General features: G+C 73.7%; 20 protein-coding genes. 13 read left to right on the plus strand and 7 right to left on the minus strand.

Translation table 11 applies throughout. The features are described 5' to 3' along the window. Positions 1-75: 75 nt before the first annotated feature. A complete protein-coding gene (locus DEI82_RS07380; protein ID WP_309146643.1) occupies positions 76-507 on the plus strand; it encodes a helix-turn-helix domain-containing protein in 432 nt (143 codons plus the stop codon). 114 nt (positions 508-621) lie between these two features. Further along, complete coding sequence (locus tag DEI82_RS07385; RefSeq protein ID WP_111012534.1) at positions 622-1,077, plus strand: SRPBCC family protein; 456 nt, start codon at positions 622-624, stop codon at positions 1,075-1,077. 87 nt (positions 1,078-1,164) lie between these two features. Here the strand turns inward: DEI82_RS07385 and DEI82_RS07390 are convergent, their stop codons facing one another. Beyond that, complete coding sequence (locus DEI82_RS07390; RefSeq protein ID WP_111036365.1) at positions 1,165-2,025, minus strand: LuxR C-terminal-related transcriptional regulator; 861 nt, start codon at positions 2,023-2,025, stop codon at positions 1,165-1,167. Between the two features lie 102 nt (positions 2,026-2,127). Between DEI82_RS07390 and hxlB the strand changes: the two genes are divergently transcribed. Beyond that, the gene (gene hxlB, locus DEI82_RS07395) at positions 2,128-2,721 is read left to right on the plus strand and encodes a 6-phospho-3-hexuloisomerase (RefSeq protein ID WP_111036366.1); all 594 of its coding nucleotides are present in this window, start codon (positions 2,128-2,130) and stop codon (positions 2,719-2,721) included. Positions 2,722-2,777: 56 nt separating this feature from the next. Next, the gene (gene hxlA, locus DEI82_RS07400; protein WP_111008755.1) at positions 2,778-3,401 is read left to right on the plus strand and encodes a 3-hexulose-6-phosphate synthase; all 624 of its coding nucleotides are present in this window, start codon (positions 2,778-2,780) and stop codon (positions 3,399-3,401) included. 134 nt (positions 3,402-3,535) lie between these two features. On the opposite strand, the gene DEI82_RS07405 is transcribed toward hxlA, so the two are convergent. Beyond that, the gene (locus DEI82_RS07405; RefSeq protein WP_111036367.1) at positions 3,536-5,488 is read right to left on the minus strand and encodes a potassium transporter Kup; all 1,953 of its coding nucleotides are present in this window, start codon (positions 5,486-5,488) and stop codon (positions 3,536-3,538) included. Positions 5,489-5,738: 250 nt separating this feature from the next. Between DEI82_RS07405 and DEI82_RS07410 the strand changes: the two genes are divergently transcribed. From DEI82_RS07410 to DEI82_RS07420, 3 genes are all read left to right on the plus strand, one after another. Further along, entirely contained in the window at positions 5,739-6,572 is an 834-nt protein-coding gene (locus DEI82_RS07410) for an undecaprenyl-diphosphate phosphatase (RefSeq protein WP_111012533.1), read from the plus strand. A gap of 87 nt (positions 6,573-6,659) precedes the next feature. Next, complete coding sequence (locus tag DEI82_RS07415; RefSeq protein WP_111036368.1) at positions 6,660-7,619, plus strand: AraC family transcriptional regulator; 960 nt, start codon at positions 6,660-6,662, stop codon at positions 7,617-7,619. 21 nt (positions 7,620-7,640) lie between these two features. Continuing rightward, positions 7,641-8,603 carry a helix-turn-helix domain-containing protein gene (locus DEI82_RS07420; protein ID WP_111012531.1) on the plus strand — a complete coding sequence of 321 codons (963 nt, stop codon included), beginning with the start codon at positions 7,641-7,643 and terminating at the stop codon, positions 8,601-8,603. A 48-nt stretch (positions 8,604-8,651) separates the two neighbouring features. On the opposite strand, the gene DEI82_RS07425 is transcribed toward DEI82_RS07420, so the two are convergent. Beyond that, on the minus strand, positions 8,652-9,518 hold the full coding sequence (locus DEI82_RS07425) for an oxidoreductase (RefSeq protein WP_220037249.1): 867 nt from the start codon (positions 9,516-9,518) through the stop codon (positions 8,652-8,654). Between the two features lie 165 nt (positions 9,519-9,683). Between DEI82_RS07425 and DEI82_RS07430 the strand changes: the two genes are divergently transcribed. Continuing rightward, positions 9,684-10,574 carry a helix-turn-helix domain-containing protein gene (locus tag DEI82_RS07430; protein WP_111036370.1) on the plus strand — a complete coding sequence of 297 codons (891 nt, stop codon included), beginning with the start codon at positions 9,684-9,686 and terminating at the stop codon, positions 10,572-10,574. Here DEI82_RS07430 and DEI82_RS07435 read toward each other — a convergent pair. Continuing rightward, a complete protein-coding gene (locus DEI82_RS07435) occupies positions 10,561-12,033 on the minus strand; it encodes an aminotransferase class I/II-fold pyridoxal phosphate-dependent enzyme (RefSeq protein ID WP_111036371.1) in 1,473 nt (490 codons plus the stop codon). The genes DEI82_RS07430 and DEI82_RS07435 overlap by 14 nt on opposite strands. Before the next feature lie 190 nt (positions 12,034-12,223). Here DEI82_RS07435 and DEI82_RS07440 point away from each other — a divergent pair, with 190 nt between their 5' ends. Next, positions 12,224-13,306, plus strand: coding sequence for a glycerate kinase (locus DEI82_RS07440; RefSeq protein ID WP_258372000.1), 1,083 nt, complete (start codon positions 12,224-12,226; stop codon positions 13,304-13,306). A 25-nt stretch (positions 13,307-13,331) separates the two neighbouring features. On the opposite strand, the gene DEI82_RS07445 is transcribed toward DEI82_RS07440, so the two are convergent. Next, positions 13,332-13,631, minus strand: a complete 300-nt coding sequence (locus DEI82_RS07445; protein ID WP_181435139.1) for a glutaredoxin family protein — start codon at positions 13,629-13,631, stop codon at positions 13,332-13,334. A gap of 10 nt (positions 13,632-13,641) precedes the next feature. Further along, positions 13,642-15,624: a sugar phosphate isomerase/epimerase and 4-hydroxyphenylpyruvate domain-containing protein gene (locus DEI82_RS07450; RefSeq protein WP_111036372.1), complete on the minus strand. Its 1,983-nt coding sequence runs from the start codon at positions 15,622-15,624 to the stop codon at positions 13,642-13,644. A 320-nt stretch (positions 15,625-15,944) separates the two neighbouring features. Here DEI82_RS07450 and DEI82_RS07455 point away from each other — a divergent pair, with 320 nt between their 5' ends. Continuing rightward, positions 15,945-17,201 (plus strand): FAD-dependent oxidoreductase, encoded by a 1,257-nt coding sequence (locus tag DEI82_RS07455; protein WP_111036373.1) that lies wholly within the window; start codon positions 15,945-15,947, stop codon positions 17,199-17,201. 19 nt (positions 17,202-17,220) lie between these two features. Here DEI82_RS07455 and DEI82_RS07460 read toward each other — a convergent pair whose 3' ends face one another. After that, positions 17,221-18,096, minus strand: a complete 876-nt coding sequence (locus tag DEI82_RS07460; RefSeq protein ID WP_111012526.1) for a UbiA family prenyltransferase — start codon at positions 18,094-18,096, stop codon at positions 17,221-17,223. A 134-nt stretch (positions 18,097-18,230) separates the two neighbouring features. Between DEI82_RS07460 and DEI82_RS07465 the strand changes: the two genes are divergently transcribed. The 3 genes from DEI82_RS07465 to DEI82_RS07475 are packed head-to-tail and all read left to right on the plus strand — an operon-like array spanning position 18,231 to position 20,952. After that, on the plus strand, positions 18,231-19,304 hold the full coding sequence (locus tag DEI82_RS07465) for a heavy metal-binding domain-containing protein (RefSeq protein WP_111036374.1): 1,074 nt from the start codon (positions 18,231-18,233) through the stop codon (positions 19,302-19,304). Beyond that, positions 19,301-20,125: a heavy metal-binding domain-containing protein gene (locus DEI82_RS07470; protein ID WP_111008766.1), complete on the plus strand. Its 825-nt coding sequence runs from the start codon at positions 19,301-19,303 to the stop codon at positions 20,123-20,125. Before DEI82_RS07465 ends, DEI82_RS07470 begins: the two co-directional genes overlap by 4 nt. Continuing rightward, positions 20,122-20,952, plus strand: coding sequence for a hypothetical protein (locus DEI82_RS07475; protein ID WP_111036375.1), 831 nt, complete (start codon positions 20,122-20,124; stop codon positions 20,950-20,952). Before DEI82_RS07470 ends, DEI82_RS07475 begins: the two co-directional genes overlap by 4 nt. The last annotated feature ends 1 nt before the right edge of the window (position 20,953 follow it).

The raw sequence follows: 20,953 nt of genomic DNA on the forward strand, positions 1-20,953 counted from the left end.
CGGCCCCCACGTGCCCGTGCAGGCCGCTCGGATGCAGGCGCCGAGGCCGCCCGACCACACAGCAGGAGGACCACCGTGACCGACACCCGGGACGCCGCACTCGAGCAGGACCGGATCATGCGGTCGCTGCCCACGATGAGCCGGCTCTGCACCGAGCACGACCCGGAGGTGTTCCGGTCCCTCCTCGCCCGGATCGGCGACAAGTGGACGCTCCTCGTCATCGGCGTGCTCGGCGAAGGTCCGCACCGGTTCACGGAACTGGCCGACGTCATCCCGAGCATCTCACGGCGCATGCTCACGGTCACGCTCCGGGCGCTCGAGCGCGACGGTCTCGTCCAGCGCGAGGTGTTCGCCGAGGTGCCGCCACGCGTCGTGTACGACCTCACCGCGCTCGGCCGGTCGCTGCAGACGGTCGTGCTGACGCTCGGGGAATGGGTCCGCGAACACCAGGACGTCATCGTCGCGCAGCGCCGGACGTTCGACGAGCGCACCGCCGCCACCGACTGACACCGCGGCGGCAATCTCCGAGGTCACTGGGATGTTCGTCCCGGCCCGTGCCCCCGCCTCGGGGTCGGCCTACCGTCTGGCCTGCACAGCAACCGTGGAACGCAAGGAGCAGGCATGAGCCAGATCATCGAGACCATCGACGTCGACGTCCCCGTCTCCGTCGCCTACAACCAGTGGACCCAGTTCGAGGAGTTCCCGAAGTTCCTCGACGAGGTCGAGTCGATCACGCAGGCGACCCCGACCCTCACCGAGTGGAAGATCAAGGTCGGTCCGGTCGAGCGCACCTTCGAGGCGAACATCACGGAGCAGCACCCCGACGAGCGCGTCGCCTGGAACAGCACCGGCGGCGAGATGGACCACGCGGGCGTCGTGACGTTCCACAAGCTCTCGGACACGACCACGCGCGTCACCGTGCAGCTCGACTGGGAGCCCACCGGTCTCCTCGAGAAGGTCGGCGGCGCGGTCGGCGCCGGCAGCCACGCGGTCAAGAAGGACCTGAAGAACTTCAAGGAGTACATCGAGTCGAAGGGCGCCCCGGACGGCGCCTGGCGCGGCGACGTGCAGGCCTGACGATCCTCCCGCCCGACGCCCGGCCGCAGCAGCGGTCGGGCGTCGCGCGCGTCCGGGTGCCGCTCGCCAGGGAGCTCGTCGCCCGGGTCACCGCCCGAGTGCGGCCAGCTCCGCCCGGTTCGCCGCGCCGGCCTTGCGGAGCAGGTTCGACACGTGGAACTTCACCGTGTTCTCACTGATGCCGAGCTCGCGGGCGATCGACCGGTTGCGAGCGCCGGATGCCACGAGTCGCAGGACCTCGCGCTCCCGTCGGCTCAGGGCCACGACCGCGTCGAGCGGCTCCGGCTCCGCGGGCGGGTCGAGGGGGAGCACCACGGACAGCTCCGAGCCCCAGCCCGCCGTCGAGGACACCGCGAAGCGACCGTCCAGTGCCGTCACCCGCTCTGCGATGGGGCGGAGTACGTCGTCGTGCTCCGTCAGCGTCCCGGCACCGTCGTCGCGGATGTCGACGAGCAGGTTCCGCCCGTCGCAGTCCCACTGGATCCGCACGCGGTGGGACTCGCCCGCGTCGACGAGCGCGAGCACGGCACTGCGGACGATGGCCCGCGCCGCGTGCGCGACCTCACCCGGGAGCGCCCGACCGGTCGCGGGCGGTTCGACGAACTGCACGGACAGGTCACCGAACCGCACCAGCGGCCGCAGGTCGGTCTGGAGGCGCGCGAAGGCCCCGACGACCGGCTCCAGCACGCGGTTCCGCTGATCGTCCGTCGCCGTGCGGATCGCCACCAGGGCGTTCGCGGCGATCTCGGTCGCGACGGTCCTGGCCGCGCGGTCGTCGAGCCGCTCGGAGCGGAGCACCGCCAGCAAGGACTCGAGCGTCACGCCGTGCTGGTCCACGAGCTCGGAGAGGTCGCGGCCGGCGCGGGTCGCGGCGGCGCGAGTGGCGACCGCGAACGTGTCGGCACCGGTCTCGGCGTCGGGGTCGGCGTCCTGGTCGGTGACGGGCATGGGCCGACCCTACCCGGACCTGCCGGACCCACTCGTTCGGGTAGGCGGACCCGTGCGCCGGGGGAGTGACCCATCCGGTCCCGGGCGAGGAGCATCGTGGTGATGACGGACACCACCACGCCGGCCCGCGCCCTCCGCGCCATCTCCGACGAACTCCGCGCCGCCGCGGACGCCGTCGTCACGACCGCCGACGCGGACGCCGCTGCCGGCACCGGGCTCGACGCCGTCGCGGCGCTCCTCGACGGCGCCGACCGCGTGTTCGTCCACGGCGCGGGCCGGTCGGGGCTCGCCCTCCGCATGACGGCGATGCGACTCATGCACCTCGGTCGGACGGTCCACGTCGTGGGCGACGTCACGACGCCCGCGATCCGGTCCGGTGACGTCCTGCTCACCGCCAGTGGCTCGGGCACCACCACGGGCATCGTCCGCGCTGCCACCACCGCTCGCGAGGTCGGGGCCCGGGTCGCGGTGGTCACCACGGTCGCGGCGTCCCCGCTCGCCGACCTCGCCGACGCCGTCGTCCTGGTGCCGGCTCCCGAGAAGCAGGCGCACGGCAACGGCGCCTCGATCCAGTACGCGGGCGGCCTCTTCGAGCAGGTCGTCGTGCTCGTCGGGGACGCCCTCTTCCACGCGGCGTGGCAGCGCTCCGGGATTCCCGCCGCGGATCTCTGGCCCCGGCACGCCAACCTCGAATGACCCTCCCGCCGACCACCCGCACCCACCCCACGGACCACCAGAGAAGAGGAACCACCATGCAGCTCCAGGTCGCCATGGACGTGCTGACCACCGAGGACGCGCTCGCGCTCGCCGGCAAGGTCGCCCCGCACGTCGACATCATCGAACTCGGGACGCCGCTCATCAAGAGCGCCGGGCTCGCGGCCATCACCGCGGTGAAGGAGGCGCATCCCGACAAGACGGTGTTCGCCGACCTCAAGACGATGGACGCCGGCGAACTCGAGGCGGACATCGCCTTCCAGGCCGGCGCCGACCTCGTCACCGTCCTCGGTGTCGCGGGTGACAGCACCATCACCGGCGCCGTCGCCGCCGCGACGAAGCACGGCAAGGGGGTCGTCGCCGACCTCATCGGCGTGCCCGACAAGGCCGCACGAGCCAAGGAGGTCGTCGCGCTCGGCGTGACGTTCGTCGAGATGCACGCCGGCCTGGACGAGCAGGCCGAGCCGGGCTTCACGTTCGACACCCTGCTCGACGATGGCAAGGCCGGAGGTGTGCCGTTCTCGGTCGCGGGCGGCGTCTCCACGGACACGATCGGTGCCGTGCAGGACGCGGGCGCCACCGTCGCGGTCGCCGGCGGGGCGATCTACTCGGCCGACGACCCTGCCGCGGCTGCTGCCGCCCTGCGTGCCGCCATCCACTGAGCGACGCGCGGACCGCGCTCGAACGGACACGAGGACCCGCCGCCCCATCGGGCGGCGGGTCCTCGTGTCGGTCCCCGGTCGACAGGCCCGGCCAGCGCGCCGGGGGCCGTGAACCGCTGGACGGTCAGCCTCGATCAGACGTCGACGTCGCTGCCCATCGTCACGGTGCTGTTCGAGGGGAGGCCGAAGCGTGCGCTCGGGTTGGCGGCGTTCTGCGCGAGCGCCACGAACAGCTTCTTGCGCCAGCGCATCATGCCCCGGCCGTGGCCGGTCCGGAGTGCGCCGCGCGAGACGAAGTACGAGGCGCGTTCCACGGCGTCCGGGTCGAGCGAGAGCACCTCGGCGACGCACGCTCGACGGAGTGCGACCGGGAGGTTCGGCTCGTCGGAGAACCCGAACTTGATCGTCAGGTGCTCGATGCCGTCGTCGGAGTAGCCGAGGTCGTCGAACGTGTAGGCCTTCGACGCGGGCACGTGCGGGACGTTCGCGGTCTGCACCGAGACGATGAGCACGTGGTGGTGGAGCACGTGGTTGTGCTCGAAGTTCGCGCGGAGCGCCAACGGCGTCGTGTCCTTGTTCGGGTGCGGGAACACGGCGATCCCGTCGACCCGCGGGGGGTCCTCGGACCGGACGCGGTCGATGAAGTCCGCGAGTGAGCCCTCCTTCTGGTTCCGCTCGTCGGTCACGAGCTGCCGCCCGCGACGCCAGGTCGTCATGACGGTGATGACGGCGGCGGCGATGAGGAGCGGCACCCAACCACCGTGGAGGACCTTCGACAGGTTCGCGGCGAGGAACGTCAGCTCGAGACCGCCGAAGACGACCGCGGCCAGGACGATCTGCCAGCGATGCCAGTTGAACAGCGGCCGGGCGACGATGAGCAGGAGCACCGAGTCGACGACGAGCGCGCCGGTCACCGACACCCCGTACGCCGTGGCCAGGCGCTCCGACGACCGGAACGCGAGCATCACGGCGATGACGCCGACGAACAGCAGCGCGTTCACCGCGGGCAGGTAGATCTGGCCGCCCTCGCGCTCGGAGGTCTGCCGGACGGTCAGCGGCGGGAGCAGACCGAGCTGCATCGCCTGACGCGAGAGCGAGAACGCACCGGAGATGACCGCCTGGCTCGCGATGACGGTCGCTGCGGTCGCGAGCACGACCACCGGGATCCGCGCCCAGTCCGGGAACAGCAGGAAGAACGGGTTCTGGCGTGCGGTCGGGTCGCGCAGGATGAGCGAGGCCTGGCCGAGGTAGTTCAGCGTCAGCGCCGGGAACACGACGAAGAACCACGCGCGGCGGATCGGCGGCGCCCCGAAGTGCCCCATGTCCGCGTAGAGCGCCTCGGCACCGGTGATGACGAGGACCACCGCACCCATCGCGACGAAGGTGATGGTCGGGTGGGCGAACACGAAGGCGAACGCGTACGTGGGGGACAGGCCGATGAGCACCGAGGGGTCACGCACGATCATGCCGACGCCCGCGACCGCGAGGACGAGGAACCAGAGGAGCATGATCGGCCCGAACAACGTGCCGACACGGCCGGTGCCGAAGCGCTGCACGGCGAACAGCCCGGCGAGGATCACCCCGGCGATCGGGACGACGAGGTGTGCGACGCCCGGGGCGGCGACCTCGAGTCCCTCGACCGCGGACAGCACGCTCACCGCCGGGGTGATGATGGAATCGCCGTAGAACAGGGCGACGCCGATGATCCCGATGAGGATGAAGACCCCCACCCGGCCGGAGCGCTTGGCGAACAGCCGACGAGCGAGCGCGGCGAGGGCCATGACGCCGCCTTCGCCGTTGTTGTCGGCACGCATGAGGATCGTCACGTACTTGATCGAGACGACGACCGTCACGCTCCAGAACATGACCGAGATGACGCCGTAGACGTCGTCCGGGGTGGGGCGGACCGCCCCGTTGTCGATCGTGAACACCGTGCGGAGTGCGTAGAGCGGGCTCGTGCCGATGTCGCCGAAGACGACGCCGAGTGCCGTCAGGGCCAACGCGGCGAGACCGCGTCCGCCGTGTCCGCCCGATGTCGTCTCGGTGCTCTCGGTGCTCTCGGGTGCGGACGTGCGGGTGTCTGTCACCGACCGTCGCTCCTGTTCCTGGGTCGTGGGGGATCCGTCGTGGCGACGGACCGCCGCTCATCCTCTCACCGGTCGGGGTGCGCGTCCGCCGCGTACGACGATCGCCCAGGCCGTGTCCGCTGACGGCGGACCGTCGAGCGGTCGTCCCGGGAACGGCGGAGGCTCCCGGGGCCGGGAGGCATCGTCGGCTCCGACGCCGAGCCGAGCACGGTGGGCGGTTTCTGGGGAGATCCGTGATGGAGTGTCCGGCGTGAATCTGCTCCAGGCCCTCTTGCTCGGCATCGTCGAGGGCGTGACCGAGTTCCTGCCCGTCTCCAGTACCGGCCACCTGACGATCGTCGAGAAGCTGCTCGGCCTCCGGGTCGCCAGCCAGGGCGTGACCGCCTTCACCGCGGTGATCCAGGTCGGCGCCATCATCGCGGTGATCGTCTACTTCTGGCGGGACATCCTGCGCCTGGTCCGCGCGTGGTTCCGCGGCTTGGCGCACCGCGAGGACCGCGACCACGACTACCGGCTGGCCTGGTACGTCATCATCGCGACGATCCCCATCGGCCTCATCGGGTTCCTCGCGAAGGACCTCATCTCGGGCGGTCTCCGGAACCTCTGGGTCGTCGTCGCCGCGCTCGTGCTGTGGAGCATCGTCATGTGGGTCGCGGAGCGCGTCGGTCGTCAGGACCGCGGCGAGCAACGCACCACCGTGACCGACGCGGTCGTGATCGGTCTCGTGCAGGTGCTCGCGCTCGTGCCGGGCGTGTCGCGGTCCGGGGCCACGATCAGCGCCGGTCTGTTCCGGGGTCTCGACCGCGTCACCGCCACCCGCCTGTCGTTCTTCCTGTCGATCCCCGCGCTCGTCGCTGCCGGCGGCTACGAGGCCGCGACCGAGGCGAGCGCGATCGGCGCCACGGTCGGCTGGGGCGCCACCCTCGTCGCGACCGCCGTCAGCTTCGTCGTCGCCCTCGCCGCGATCGCCTGGCTGCTCCGCCTCGTCGCGCGGCACAGCATCGCGGTGTTCATCTGGTACCGGGTGGCGCTCGCGATCGTCGTCGCGGTGCTGCTGGCGACCGGCGTCATCGCCGCGACCTGATCGTCGCCGGGACCACGGTCCTCCACGGGTTCCGGACGCGACGGCGACGGTGGCCTACCCTGGCGACAACGGCTTGGGGGAGGCACCATGCAGGAGCCGCAGTCCGGATGGCGCCCGGCCCTCGACGTGGACGACCCGGAAGCGGCCACCGCCGCGATCCGCCGCTCCATGCCCGCGGCGAGCGTGGAGTCCGACCGGCCGGACTTCCGGTTCCACGCCGAGCAGTACCGGGACGAGCGGCTCGACCTCACGCGGTGGGGGTTCCGCGCGCGCGTCGACGGTGGCCGCAGCACCGAGACGAGCGGGGTGACGCTCGTGGTCCCCGGTGGCGGGGTCTACGAGTGGACCGCGGGTGACGAGCGGGGCGATCAGGACGCACCGTTCGTCATGCGTCACGGCGTCGGCTACCACGGTCGGTCCGAGGACATGCACCTGACGATCGTGCGGCTCGAGCAGACACGGTTCGACGACCTCGCTGCGGCGGTCCGTGGGGACGACCCGCGCCCCGTCCGGTTCGCCCAGTCGCTCCCACCCACCCGCGAGGGCGCCGAGCACCTCGCCCGGACCGTCGCGCTGCAGGCCGCGGTCCTCGAGGGCCGGGCGGCGGGGAGCAGCGCGCTGGTGGCGGCCTCGGTCTACCGCCTGCTCGTCGTCGGGCTGCTCGAGTCCGTGCCGACCGAGGGCGCGGACGACCGCGAGCGGACGTGCCGTCGCCGGATGCTCGCCACCGTCGACCGTGCCTGCCGGTACATCGACGACCACGCCGCACTCCCGATCACGGTGGCGGACATCGCCCGGCACGTCGGCACGAGCGAGGCCGGCCTCCGCCGTGCCTTCGGGTTCTGGCGCTCGCGAGCGCCCGAGGCCGAACTCGAGCGCGCGCGACTCGCCGGGGCGCACCGGGACCTCCTCGCCGCCGAGCCGGGTGACGACGGGCTCATCGACACGATCGCGGCGCGCTGGGGATACGCGTCACCGCGACGGTTCGCGACGCGGTACCGTGCCGTGTACACCGTCGGTCCCGAGGACACCCTCAGGGCCGAGTGAGCAGGACACCCTCCTTCCGCGATGCGCAACGTCTTCTTCAGCTCCGGGCGGTCCGTCCGTGTCGACACCGACTCGGCGGACCGTGCCCTCGTCGCGCTCCGGGACGCCTTCGACGTCGAGCGCGTCGAGGTCGCCGACGGGCCGTTCCGGTTCCGGCAGGAGGTCACCGGGCAGGGGCGGTTCGCGGTCGCCCGGGTCCGCGTGCAGGGTCGGCTGGTCATGGAGTCCCAGCCGCTGCCGTTCTGGTCCGTCATCGCGCTCGACGCCGGACGGGTCGAGGTGAGCACCGCCGCGGGCACCCTCGTCCGGTCCGACGCCACGCCGCTCCTGTTCCCCCGCGACGGACGCAAGCGCGTGGTCTGGGAGGACGCCGAGTTCCGCCAGATCGTGCTCCGCGAGGAGGACGCGCGCCGGGAGTTCGACACGATGGGGTTGCCGCCCGGTGCCCTGCGCGTGCACGACGCACCGGACGGCGAGGTCGCCCGACTGCACTGGCAGGCCGTCGCCGACCACGTGCGGCAGGTCACCGCGAGCGGGATGCTCGTCGACAGCCCGATCGTGCGCGCGGCCACGTTCCACGTCCTGGTCGCCGCGTTCGTCGAGGCCTTCGTCGACCGGCAGGCCACTCCCGTGCCGGTCGACCCGGGAGCGGGTTCGCCCATCGGCGTGCGCCGGGCCCTGCAGTTCATCCAGGCCCACGCCGCCGAAGAGCTGTCCGTCGACGAGATCGCGGCCTCAGCCGGGATGAGTCCCCGGGGTCTGCAGGCGGCGTTCCTCCGGCAGCTCGGCCACAGCCCGATGACCGCGCTCCGTCGTGAGCGACTCCGGCGAGCCCACGAGGCACTCCTGCTCGCGCGGGACGGCTCCGGCACGACGGTCGCCGCGGTGGCTGCGCACTGGCGGTTCAGCAACCCCGGCCGGTTCGCCACGCAGTACCTCCGCGAGTACGGGCGGTCGCCCCGCGAGACCCTGCGCGCCGACTGACGACGGCGTGTCCCGGGCGCCCGGGACACCCGCCGCCGGCCCGTTCGGTCAGCCAGCGATCGCGTCTAGTTCGCGGACGGCGTCCTCCGGCAGGTCGAGCGCCGCGCCCGCCACGTTCTCGCGCAGGTGGGCGACCGAGGACGTACCGGGGATGAGCAGCACGTTCGGTGACCGCTGCAGCAGCCAGGCGAGCGACACGGCCATCGGGGTCGCGTCGAGGCGGTCAGCGACCGAGGCGAGCACGTCGGACTGCAGGGGCGTGAACCCGCCGAGCGGGAAGTAGGGGACGTAGGCCACACGGTGCTCCGCGAGCAGGTCCACGAAGGCGTCGTCCTGTCGATTCGCGATGTTGTAGAAGTTCTGCACCGTGACGACCGGGGCGATCGCTCGGGCCTCGTCGTACTGCTCGCGGCTCACCGTGCTCAGCCCGAGGTGGCGGATGAGCCCCTGCTGCTGCAGGTCGGCCAACGCGGCGAAGCGCTCCCCGATCGATCCCGGCTCGGGGGAGTCGAAGCCCCCGACGCGCAGGTTGACGACGTCGAGGGTGTCGACGCCGAGCCGCTCGAGGTTGTCGTGGACCTGGGTGCGGAGCTGGTCCGGTTCGTTCGCGTGGATCCAGGCACCGTCGTCGCCACGGACGGAGCCGACCTTCGTGACGATGGTCAGCTGCTCCGGGTAGGGATGCAGGGCCTCCCGGATCAGCTCGTTGGTCAAGAACGGTCCGTAGAAGTCCGCGGTGTCGATGTGCGTGACGCCGAGCTCGACGACGGTGCGGAGCACCGCGATCGCCTCGTCGTGGTCGCGGGCCGGGCCGAACACGTTCGGACCGGCGAGCTGCATCGCGCCGTACCCGAAGCGGGTGAGTTCGAGGTCGTCGGCCAGGCGGTAGGTGCCGCCGGGGAGTGTGGTGGTCATCATGGGTCCTCTCCGGACGAGGACGTGCCGGCCGGGGCTGGCGCGGTCGTCCCCTCGTCCGTGGACCATGCTGGCCGTGTCGCCCGTCCGGCGGGAACGTCCCTGCGTTCCTGGGGACGGCAGGACCAGGAACGCGGTCCGGGAGGACGACTAGCGTTGCCGGACATGGACGACGGCAACCCGCTCGGCGAGTACCTCCGCGCGCGACGGGAGCAGGTCCGACCCGAGGACGTCGGTCTCACCGTCCGCGGCCTCCGCCGCGTCCCCGGGCTCCGGCGTGAGGAGGTCGCGATGCTCGCCGGCGTCAGCGCCGACTACTACCTGCGGCTCGAACAGGGTCGCGACCGCAACCCGTCGGCCCAGGTGCTCGCGGCGCTGGCCGACGCGCTCCGCCTGGACGCGCCCGCGACCGACCACCTCATGTCGCTCGCGGCGCAGCGCGCACACCGTGCTCCGACCCGTCGCACCGGACCGGACCGGGTCCCCTCCGGGGTCGCGATGCTCCTCGAGTCCCTCGGTATCCCCGCGTTCGTCGAGACCCGGACGTTCGACGTGCTCGCCGCGAACCGGCACGCGTCAGCCCTCGCCCCCGGCTTCCGGCCCGGGCGGAACCGCCTGCTCGACGTGTTCCTCGACCCGGCCGAGCGGGAGCTCTGGCGCGACTGGGACCGCGCGGTCGCCCGCCTCGTCGCCGGGTTCCGCGCCTCCGTGGGAGCGGCGACGGACGATCCCCGGTGCGTCGAGGTCGTCGGGGAGCTGGCGCTCCGCAGTCCGCTGTTCCGCACCCTGTGGGCGCGCCACGACGTCCGCCCGGTCGAGGGTGCCCCCACCGAACTCGTCCACCCCGAGGTCGGACCGATGACGCTGCTGCGCGAGAAGCTCGCGGTCACCGGCACGGACGGTCAGGTGCTCGTCCTGTACCACGCGGAGCCGGGGTCGACATCGGAGGCCGCGCTCGCGCTGCTCGGATCGCTCGCCGCGACGACGGCGCCCGCGACGACGACGACCGCCGCTGCGGCCGGGCCCGCCGCAGCGGAGGACCTCACTCGACCATGACCCGGATCGTGCCGAGGCTGCCGTCGGTCGGGTCGGGGAGCACCATGCCCGCCTCGAGCCCGCTCCTGAGGTAGTCGATCACCTCGGCGGTCAGGCGTTCCCCGGGCACGTACGCGGGGACGCCGGGCGGGTACGGGGTCGCCTGCTCGGCGGCGATCCGCCCCGCGGCCTCTTCGGCGGGGACGTTCTCGCACTCGCCGAAGAACGCCCGGCGCGGGGTGACGACGGACTCGAGCAGCAGCTTCGACGGGTCGGGGATCCGCACCTCGGGCGACCGTGGCAGCTCCGACGCCGACGCGGCCAGGGACCCGAGCCCGTGCACGAGCCGGTCGGTCGTGAACGCGTCGTCGGCGACCGAGATGTCGATGCCGAGGTGCCGGTGGTCCGACAGGCCGAGGTCGATGCGGTGGTGCTCGCGGAGCCAGTCGAGTCCCTGGTACCCGGTGATCCCGAGCTCGTGGACGTCGAGGAGCATCCGCATGGGGTCGAGCTGGTGCGACGCCTCGGCGCCGAGGAGCTCGTCACGGAGCACGTGGATCCCGTCGATCACCTCGATGCGGTCCCGCGTGCGGTCGGCCAGGTCGACGGCGCTCCGGATGAGGCCCGCCCCGTCCCGCACCATGTGCCGACGCCAGCCGTCCATCGCCGCGTAGATGAGCACGTTCGGGCTGGTCGTCATGAGCATGTCCGCGCACGCCCACAGGTGGTCGTGGTCGACGAGGTCGCCCTTGAGGTGGAGCACGGACCCCTGCTCGAACCCGAGACCCATCTTGTGCACGCTCGTCACGCACACGTCCGCGCCGGCGTTCATCGCCCACGTCGGCAGGAGTTCCGAGAACGGCAGGTGCGCACCCCAGGCCTCGTCGACGATGAGCGGCTTGCCGAACTCGTGGCACACGGCGGCGATGCCCTCGATGTCCGCGCAGGTGCCGTACGGCGTCGGGCTCACCACGAGCGCGCCCGCGGCGTCGGGGTGCTCCTGCCACACGGCGCGGTAGTCCTCGGGGGAGGCCGGGTGCGAGATGTGCTGGTCCGTGTCGAACCGCGGCGTCACCCAGTACGGCTGGAGTCCGGAGAACACCAGGCCCGCGGTCACGGACTTGTGCGCGTCCCGCGGCATGATGATCCCGCCGTCGACACCCGCCACGGCGAGCATCGCGGCCTTGACCGACAAGGAGCTGCCGCAGGTCGAGAAGAACACGGTGTCGGCGTGCACCGCCTGGGCCATGAGGGCCTCGGCCGTGGGCAGGTAGCCGTTCGACGAGGTCCGGTCGTCGAGGCCGCCGCTCTCGAGCACGTCGTCGCGGAACGGATCCTTGCCGAGCACGGCGAGGGTGTCCGCGTCGATCCCGCGGCCCTGCCGGTGCCCGGGCGGCGAGAACCCGTAGCGGTCGCGGCCGTGGTAGTCCCGGAGGGCGTCGAGGAACGGTGCGTCGGCCTGGTCGAGTTCGTCGCTCATGCCTCCCGTCTACCGTCCGCCCGGCGACCACGACCCAGGAACCGTCCCGGGCCCTCGTCAGAGAGACGAGCACGCGCGTGAGGAACGCACCAGCGCGCGCCCGAGGGACGCACCAGCGCGCCGGCAGTAGCGTGTGCCACGTGAGCGACGGCGCGAGCGGCGGCAGCGGACCCGACCGGGGTCGGCCCTGATGCGCGTGCTCGTCGCCCCGGACGCGTTCAAGGGCACGGCGTCGGCGGCGTCCCTCGCCCGTGCGCTCGCCCACGGATGGCGCACCGAGCGGCCCGGTGACGTCCTCGACCTCGCACCCATGGCCGACGGCGGCGAGGGCACGATCGACGCCTTCGCCACCGCGTTCCCCGACGCCGAGCGCGTCCCGGTCGTCGTGCGCGGCCCCGACGACCGGCCGGTGCACGCCGAGTGGCTCCGGCTCCCGGACGGCCGAGGCCTGGTCGAACTGGCGTCGACGAGCGGCATCACCCTGCTCGACCAGCCCCGTCCGGACACCGCCCACACGCACGGCTTCGGGGCCGCGATCGCCGCCGCACTCGGGGCGGGAGCGCGCGGAGTCGTCCTCGCCATCGGGGGGAGCGCCTCGACGGACGGCGGTCTCGGCGTGCTGCGGGAACTCGGACTCCGCCTGCGCCCACCGCTGGGGCCGGACGACACCGGCGGTGCCGCGCTCGACCGGATCGAGGCCGTGGACCGCGCCACGCTCCGTCCGACCCCGGAGGGCGTCCGGATCCTGACCGACGTCACCGCCCCGCTGCTCGGGCCCCGGGGCGCCGCCGCCCTGTTCGGACCGCAGAAGGGCATCACACCGGATCGCGTCCCCGTGCACGAGGCACGGTTGCGCCGATGGGCCTCGATGTTCCCCGACGTCGACCCGGACACCCCGGGAGCGGGAGCCGCGGGCGGCACCGGGTTCGGCCTCCTGGCGTGGGGCGGGACCATCGCACTCGGCGGCGAGGCGGTGGCCGAGGTCCTCGACCTGGCCGACCGCGTGCTCCACGCGGACCTCGTCGTCACCGGCGAGGGACGGTTCGACGGTCAGACCGCGGGCGGCAAGGTCGTGGCCGTCGTGCAGGCGCTCGCCGCGGCCGCACGGCGCCCGGTCGCCCTGGTGGCGGGGGAGATCGCCGTGGACCCGCGTGGGTTCGCGCACGCCGTGGCGCTCACCGACCTGACGGACCGGGCGTCGGCGATGCGGGGCGCGCTCGCGTGGTCCCGCACGGCGGGGGCGCGGCTGGCGGTGGCAGCGAGCGCCGCATGAGCGGCGCGCGCGCCACGTCCGTGGGTCAGGCCACCGGCTCCACGACGCCGGCCGTCGCGAGCTCCTCGGTCAGCTCGGCGTCCGACGGCTCGACCACGTGCCGGCCGTTCGGGAACACGATGACGGGGATGCTCTTCCGGCCGCTGATCGCCTCGGCCCGGGTGGCGCCGTCCGCCACCGCCTCGAGGTCGACGTACTCGTAGTCCACCGCGAGCCGGTCGAGCAACGCCTTGGAACGACGGCAGTCCGAGCACCAGGCAGCGCCGTACATGGTGACGCGGTCGGGAGTGGTCAGGCGGGCGTCGTGTGCTGCGGCATCGGTCATGCCCCCGACGTTACGCGCGACGTGTCCGCCGCGCGACCCCGCGGCGGTCGACCCCGCGGCGCTGTCCGTGGTGCTCGACCATCGCCGCGACGACCGGCGCGTCGCCGACCCCGGAGCCGTCGTACCCGCCCCGGCGCTCGACGACCTCGAACACGACGCCACCGAGCGGTTCGACCACGGCGTGCAGGTACGTCCCGGATGCGTCCACGTCCACGAGCACGGCGGCGTCCCGGAGCCGCGTCACCGTGACCTCGTCCAGGCCGGTCCGCGCGGCGAGGTCGTCGTGGTAGTTCGGCGGCGTCGGCAGGAACCGCACCCCGGAGTCCCGCATCCGGGTCACCGTGCCCACCACGTCCGCGCTGGCGAGCGCGACGAGTGTCGGTGACGGCGCGTCGGACGAGGGCGCTGGGGTCGTCACCGCGATCCGGACGGTCGCACCGGACGTCGTCGTCGCCCCGGTCGTGAAGAGCCGCCGTCGCGCCAACCCGTCCGTCCTCGGGGCGTCCGCGGCCACGGGACCGTCCACCCCGAGCACGGCCCGCAGGAAGCCGGTCGTCTCGTCCGTGCGGTCCCACGGCACGGTGATCCCGACCAGGTCCACACCGAGCAGGTCCGACGCCGCCGCGGACGCCCGTTCGCCGGTCGGTGCGAAGTCCCGGGACCAGGACGGTGTCCCGTCCGCGCTGCGGCCACCGAACGCCACGCCAGTGCCCTCCGGGGTGGGCACCACGTACTCGTCGGTCCCCTCCGGCACGGACCCGTGGGGCAGCACCGGCGCCCCGAGCGCCCGGGCCCGCGTCGCTGCCGCCGCCGCGTCCACCACCCCGAGGCCGACCGCCGCGACCCGCGCGGCCAGCCCGGCCTGCGCGCCGTCGACGACGACCCGGAGGCCGCCCGCCTCGAACAACTCCGTCCGACCGGTCCGGTGCCGCCCCACGCAGGCGAGACCGGCGCGGCGGAGCAGCGCGACGAGCGCTCCCTCCGCGTCCGGCGCGAGCACGACGTGGGTCGTGACCGGCTCCGGGACGGCGGGCAGGGCCTCCAGACCGTGCGCTGACCATCCGACCGCCGCCGGTCGGGAGGACCGACCCGGCTCCTCGGCGCCGCGCCCGGTGTCGCCCCGTTCGTCCATGTCGTGCCGCGGGTCCGCGTCCACGCGGTCCCGGTCGGCCGCCGACCGCAGGACCCGCGTCGCGTCCTCGAGTGCCCGCAGCGACCGTCGCGCCGCCCGTGCCGTCACCGTCGGGTCGGTCTGCCGGTACACGTCGTTGAACACCTCGAGCGACAGCGTCCCCGCGAACCCGGTGTCGAGCACGTGCGACAGGAACCCGGCCAGGTCCCAGTCGCCCTCGCCCGGGAACAGCCGATGGTGCCGGCTCCAGCGCAACACGTCCATGTCGAGCATCGGGGCGTCGGCCACCTGGCACGACATGATCCGCTCACCGGGGATCTCCGCGATCGTGCCGAGGTCCGCGCCGCGGGCCAGGATGTGGAAGCTGTCGAGACAGATGCCGAGCGCCGGGTGGTCGACCTCGCGGACGATCCGCCAGGCGTGGTCGTAGGTCGACACGTTCCGGCCCCAGGCGAGCGCCTCGTACGCGACCGTCACCCCGTTCCGCTCCGCGAGCTCCGCCAACGCCCCGAGCTGGTCCACCGCCAGGGCGTCGTCGTCCGACACGGCCGTCGCGACGTTGGAACACAGCAGCATCGTGGAGATCCCGAGCCGGTGCATGAGGGCGAACCGCTGCTCCGCGCGCCGCAGGTTCGCACGGAACACGTCGTCCGGCACCTGCTCGAGGTCCCGGAACGGCTGGTAGACGTCGAGCTCGAGACCGAGGTCACGCGCGCGTGCGGCGACCTGCTCCGGACGCAGCCACCCCGTCACGAGGTCCTGCTCGAACAACTCGACGCCTCGGAACCCGGCGGCGCTCACTGCCTCGAGCTTCTCCTCGAGGCCGCCACCGAGGCTCACCGTCGCGATCGCGGCCCTCACGACCGGACCTCCGCGGGGACGTGCACGGACCGGGGCGGCACCGCGGCGCCCGCACGCACGCGCGCCGAGGGAGGCGGCACGGCCGTGGGCAGCACGGAAGGGGCGTGCGTCGTCATCTGGTGCTCCCGTTCGGGTTCGGGGCGTGTGGGGACGGGTCGAGCGACGCTGCTCGTGTCCGGACCGGACCCGCTGCCGGATTCGGGGTCCGGACGGGTCGAAGGCGAGCGTGGTCTGCCCGTGTGGCTGAAGATAGCCCGTCCGGACCACCGAGGTAAAGCGGCCCGGCACGGCCGTGCGGTCCCGTCACTAGGCTCGGCGACATGTCGCAGGAGCGCACGGACGTCCTCGTCGTCGGCGGCGGTCCGGTCGGCCTCTTCCTCGCCGCGCTCCTGGCGCAGGCCGGCGTCGACGTCGCGGTGTGGGAACGGCGCGCCGGAGCGCCGTCCGGTTCCCGCGCGATCGGGATCCACCCGCCGTCGCTCGACGCGCTCGCCGCGGTCGGCGCGACGGCACCGGTGCTCGCGGAGGCGGCGCGGGTGGACCGCGGAACGGCGCGGAACGGGGGGCGTCCGATCGGCTCGCTGTCGTTCGCCCGAGCGTCGTCGACCCATCCGTTCGTCGCGACCCTCGACCAGCACCGCACGGAGGCGATCCTCCGGGAGCGTCTCGCGGCCCTCGCCCCGGGATCGCTCCGCACGGGCACGACACTCACCGCACTCGAACGACGGCGGGACCGCGTCACCGCGCAGGGGAACGGCCCGGAGGGGCCCGTCACGCTGACCGCGCGGTTCGTCGTCGGAGCGGACGGCGCCCGGAGCGTCGTCCGCGACCGCATCGGGGTCCGCAGCCACGGGCGGGACTACCGCGACCGGTACGTCATGGGCGACTTCGCGGACGCCGAACCCCCGTGCTCCGGTCGCGGCGGCTCGGGCCCGTCGCCCGCGACCACCGCACTCGTCGACGTCGGTCGGCACGGGGTCGTCGAGTCGTTCCCGCTGCCCGGCGGTCGCCGCCGGTACGTCGTGCTCCGCTCGGACCCCGCGGACCGGCACGCGCTGGACGGCGCGTCACTGGATCGGGACGCGCGCGCGCCGGGCCGGCCGCTCGACCCGGACGACCCCGACCCCCGCGCCGCCGCACACCTGGCGCGGACGATCCGGGAGCGCACCGGCACCGAGGCGGACCCGGAGACCTGCACCATGCTCAGTCCGTTCCGGGTGCGCCGCCGCACCGCCGAGCGGGTCGGGGTGGGCCGGGTCGTGCTCGTCGGCGACGCCGCCCACGAGATCAGTCCGATCGGCGGGCAGGGCATGAACCTGGGATGGCTCGACGCGGCCGCGCTCGCACCGATCCTCGCCCAGGCCGTGGCCACCGGCAGCGCCGGCCCATGGCCCGAGTACGCGCGGCACCGACAGGCCGCGGCGCGTCGGGCCGCGCGGCAGGCCGAGCTGAACATGGCGCTCGGGCGACCGGCTGCGGGCCCCGCGCTCGCGGTCCGGGAGGCCCTGCTCCGGACGCTCCTGGCCCTGCCGACCGCGGACGCCCTGGCCCGCGTCTACGCCATGCGGTGGGCCTGAGGGCGAGGTCCCAGGCGGGTCACGCCGCGAGTCGTGCGCCGGAGAGCGCCAGCTGCACCACGACCACGAGCGACGCGATGATGACGAGGCGGAACAGCGTGCGCGTCGGGGGACCGGTGAGCACGAGGCGGATGCCCACCGCGGCGAGGACGACCACCGTGACCGCGCCCGCGACCGCCAGGGCGAGCGCCGGACCCCGCGCGGGGTCGTCGCCGGTCGTCTGTCCGACGAGCACGAGCCCGTCCGCCACGACGAGCGCGGCGAACGCCAGGACGCCCGACGCGTGCAGCCCCAGACGATGCGGGAATCCCCGGACCCCGGTGGCGGCGTCGTCGACGAGGTCCGGCAGCACGTTCGTGCAGTGGATCGCGACGCCGAACACCGCGCCGGTGGCGATCGCCCAGGGCGCCGGCCACACCGCTGGCATCCCGCCGGGCCCGAGGCCGCTGTCGGCGGACACCGCCACGACCGGCAGCAGCCCGAACGCGACGACGAACGGGGCGACGGACCACACGCGGCGCTTGAGTCCGGCGTCGTACGCCCACCCCGCGGCGACGAGGACGAGGTGCGCGGCACCCGCGACCAGTCCGAGCGGTACGGACAGCAGCACCGCGGCGACGGCGGTGCCGATCGCCGCGCGGCGGACCGTCGTGACGGGCACGAGCCCGCGCGCGACGGGCTTGTCGCTGCGGCCGACGGCACGGTCGCGGTCGGCGTCGATCCAGTCGTTCGCCAGGCCGATCGACAGCTGGCCCGCGAACACCGCGAGCGCGACGAGGAGCACGCTCCACACCGGGTGTCCGACGGCGACGGCGATCACCGTGGCGAGCACGGTCACGGCCACGGTCGGACCCGGGTGCGACGCGGCGAGGAGCAGACGCACCCGGGAGGTCACGGCGCCAGCCTACGGACTGCCCGGAACCTGAGCGTTCTCGCCGTTCCCAGCGCGCCACGCGCCTGGCATGCTGGCGGGGTCTCCCGTGTCCGCGCGCCGTCCGCGCGCCGAACCGGGCCGACGGAGGGGAACGCATGGACGGCTGGGCCGGGGGGCTGCCGCCCGCTGCGCACGACCGCATCGAACGCCAGCGGTCGAGCGGCGTGGCCGGGTCGTTGCTGTCCGCCGCCGGCGCGGCCGCGATCCGCGCGGTCGACCTCGCGCCGGTCGGCGAGGTCTTCGGGTGCGTGGTCGAGCAGCTCGCCTACGCCGGTGGCGGATGTGGCATCTGGTCGTCGGGGCTGAACATCCCGTTCGGCGGCGGGTACTCGGCCTTCCCCAACGGTTCCGGCACGGCGACCCTCGGACGCTCGGGACCGTTCGGCTCGGGCGGCTTCGGGTCCGGACCCTTCGCCTCGGGTCCGTTCGCCTCCCAGCCCGGCGGGTACGTCCCCTGGACCTCGCCCGTGCTCACCACGGGGAGCGACGGCCGGAACGCCGGCTTCGGCTCCTACGTCCACGCCGTGCAGGAGGCCTGGCACGGGGCGCTCGACCGGATGATCGCCGAGGCTGCGGCCCTCGGCGCCGACGGTGTCGTCGGTGTCCGCATCCGGCGCACGCGGCTGGAGACCGCGACCCACGAGTTCACGGCGACCGGCACCGCCGTGCGCACGCTCGACGCCTCGGTCTCGCCGCACGCGCGGTCGGCACGCGACGTCTGGGCGGCCGGGTCGACCGCCGAGGAGGTCGCGGCCCTCATCCGCTCGGGCTGGGTCCCACGCGGGATGGCGTTCGGCGTCTCCATCGCCACGAAGCACGAGGACCCGCTCCTCAAGTCACAGCGGAGCGTCTGGTCGGGCAACGTCGAGATCGAGGGCCTCACCGAACTCGTGAACGCCGCCCGTCACGACGCCCGGGTGCAGCTCACCCGTCGCGCCGCACCGCTGAACGGCTCGGACATCGTCATCACCGGCAGCAGCCTCGGTGAGTTCGACACCCCGTGCGGCGAGGAGGCCGACCTCCACGCCGAAGCGACGTTCACCGGCACCGTCATCGCGCCGGGGCCCATGCACGCGTTCCGCGACCACTCCGCGACCGCCGCCGCCCGGCGCGACGTCACGACCGTGATCCCGCTCCGCGACACCACGAGAGGAACCACCGGCCGATGAGCACCACCGGACCCGACCTGTCCCGCGTCCCGCTCCCCGCCGACGCCACCGCGCGCCTCGACGAGGGACGGCGCCGCCTGTTCACGTCGGACCTGTCGGTCAACGAGTTCCTGCTCGTGCGGCAGGCCGGGTTCCGTCCGGTCGGCCTCGTCCTCGGCTCGAGCGTCTACCACGTCGGGATCCAGACCGGACGCTGGAGCAAGAACATGGAGCTCGACAAGCTCAGCCAGGCGATGTACCACGCCCGGGAGCTCGCCATGACGCGCATGGAGGCCGAGGCGGACCGACTCGGTGCCGACGGCATCGTCGGTGTCCGGCTCGAGATCGAGTTCAAGGAGTACGGCAACGACCTCGCCGAGTTCGTCGCGGTCGGCACCGCCGTCGTCGCGGACGCCCCGCCGCCCACGGGCAAGTGGCGCAACACCCGGGGCCTGCCGTTCACGTCGGACCTGTCCGGGCAGGACTTCTGGACCCTCATCCAGGCCGGGTACGCGCCCCAGGGCCTCGTCATGGGCACGTGTGTCTACCACATCGCCCACCGCGGCATGATGGCGTCGCTCGGCACGATCGGCCAGAACACCGAGATCCCGCAGTACACCGAGGCCCTCTACGACGCGCGGGAGCTCGCGATGGGCCGGATGCAGACCGAGGCCGAGTACCTCGACGCCGAGGGAATCGTCGGCGTGCAGCTCCTGTCGCTGCCGCACCGGTGGGGCGGCCACACGACGGAGTTCTTCGCGATCGGCACCGCGGTCCGGCCCCTGCGCGAGGACCACGTCATCGCCACGCCGGGGCTCGTGCTGCCGCTCACCGACCGATGACCGTGTCGCTCCCGGTGCCCCTGCCGTCCGCGGACGAGCCGCAGGCGCTCGTCGAGGCGCTCGCGGTGAACGCCGCGCGCGCGCTCGGCCCCGCGGCCGACGCGGCGCTCTCGGTCGAGCGCGACCGGTCGCTCGGCGATCGCCTCGCCGGGCGTCCCGGGACGGTGACCGCCCTCCGGCTCGAGGGCGTCGATGCGCGCATGACGTTGCGCCTCGAGCGGCACCGACTCACGGGGGAGGCCGCGCAGGTCTCGGGCGGCGTCGTCATCGCGCGTCGGGCGATGCCGCTCGGCGCATGGCTCCAGGCGTTCGCGGGCGAGGTCGCCGCGGTGGCCGCGGACGCCGCCGGCGACGCGGCCGTGGCCGCACGGGCGCTCGCAGCCCTCGGTGTCGCCCCGGCCGCCGACGTCGTGCGCGTCGACCCGTCGGACGTCGCCGGCGGTCTGCTCCCGCTCCGCGCGGCCGTCGCCGGACGCGTGCCGGAGCCGGCCGCCGCGATCGTCGACCGGATCGCCACGGCCCTCCAGGAGGCCCTGCCGCGCGTCACCGGCACCGGCGAACCCGAGGTCGTCGTCACCCGGACGGCGACCGACTACCTGCCCGAGACGCTGCGGGCGTACCTCGCGCTCCCGGCGGAGTGGGCGGCGCACCACCGGCTGTCCGACGGCCGGACGCCGGCCGAGGCGCTCGTCCAGCAGCTCACCGCGCTCGAGCAGGCGGCCGCGCGGATGCGCGACGCGGCCGTCGAACGCGACGCCGACGCCCTCCTCGTCAACGGGCGCTTCCTCGACGACCGGTTCCGGACCTCCCGGCTCGACCTGCCCTAGC

The organism is Curtobacterium sp. MCBD17_019 (assembly GCF_003234555.1).
Lineage (GTDB): Bacteria > Actinomycetota > Actinomycetes > Actinomycetales > Microbacteriaceae > Curtobacterium.

What these genes read in the sequence shown, in the direction of transcription:
- hxlA (WP_111008755.1), top strand. Translation starts at nt 2,778, where the DNA reads ATGCAGCTCCAGGTCGCCATGGACGTGCTGACCACCGAGGACGCGCTC.
- DEI82_RS07455 (WP_111036373.1), top strand. Translation starts at nt 15,945, where the DNA reads ATGTCGCAGGAGCGCACGGACGTCCTCGTCGTCGGCGGCGGTCCGGTC.
- DEI82_RS07420 (WP_111012531.1), top strand. Translation starts at nt 7,641, where the DNA reads ATGCGCAACGTCTTCTTCAGCTCCGGGCGGTCCGTCCGTGTCGACACC.
- DEI82_RS07430 (WP_111036370.1), top strand. Translation starts at nt 9,684, where the DNA reads ATGGACGACGGCAACCCGCTCGGCGAGTACCTCCGCGCGCGACGGGAG.
- DEI82_RS07390 (WP_111036365.1), bottom strand. Translation starts at nt 2,025, where the DNA reads ATGCCCGTCACCGACCAGGACGCCGACCCCGACGCCGAGACCGGTGCC.
- DEI82_RS07470 (WP_111008766.1), top strand. Translation starts at nt 19,301, where the DNA reads ATGAGCACCACCGGACCCGACCTGTCCCGCGTCCCGCTCCCCGCCGAC.
- DEI82_RS07440 (WP_258372000.1), top strand. Translation starts at nt 12,224, where the DNA reads ATGCGCGTGCTCGTCGCCCCGGACGCGTTCAAGGGCACGGCGTCGGCG.
- DEI82_RS07415 (WP_111036368.1), top strand. Translation starts at nt 6,660, where the DNA reads ATGCAGGAGCCGCAGTCCGGATGGCGCCCGGCCCTCGACGTGGACGAC.
- DEI82_RS07385 (WP_111012534.1), top strand. Translation starts at nt 622, where the DNA reads ATGAGCCAGATCATCGAGACCATCGACGTCGACGTCCCCGTCTCCGTC.
- DEI82_RS07425 (WP_220037249.1), bottom strand. Translation starts at nt 9,518, where the DNA reads ATGACCACCACACTCCCCGGCGGCACCTACCGCCTGGCCGACGACCTC.
- DEI82_RS07475 (WP_111036375.1), top strand. Translation starts at nt 20,122, where the DNA reads ATGACCGTGTCGCTCCCGGTGCCCCTGCCGTCCGCGGACGAGCCGCAG.
- DEI82_RS07465 (WP_111036374.1), top strand. Translation starts at nt 18,231, where the DNA reads ATGGACGGCTGGGCCGGGGGGCTGCCGCCCGCTGCGCACGACCGCATC.
- DEI82_RS07445 (WP_181435139.1), bottom strand. Translation starts at nt 13,631, where the DNA reads ATGACCGATGCCGCAGCACACGACGCCCGCCTGACCACTCCCGACCGC.
- DEI82_RS07435 (WP_111036371.1), bottom strand. Translation starts at nt 12,033, where the DNA reads ATGAGCGACGAACTCGACCAGGCCGACGCACCGTTCCTCGACGCCCTC.
- hxlB (WP_111036366.1), top strand. Translation starts at nt 2,128, where the DNA reads ATGACGGACACCACCACGCCGGCCCGCGCCCTCCGCGCCATCTCCGAC.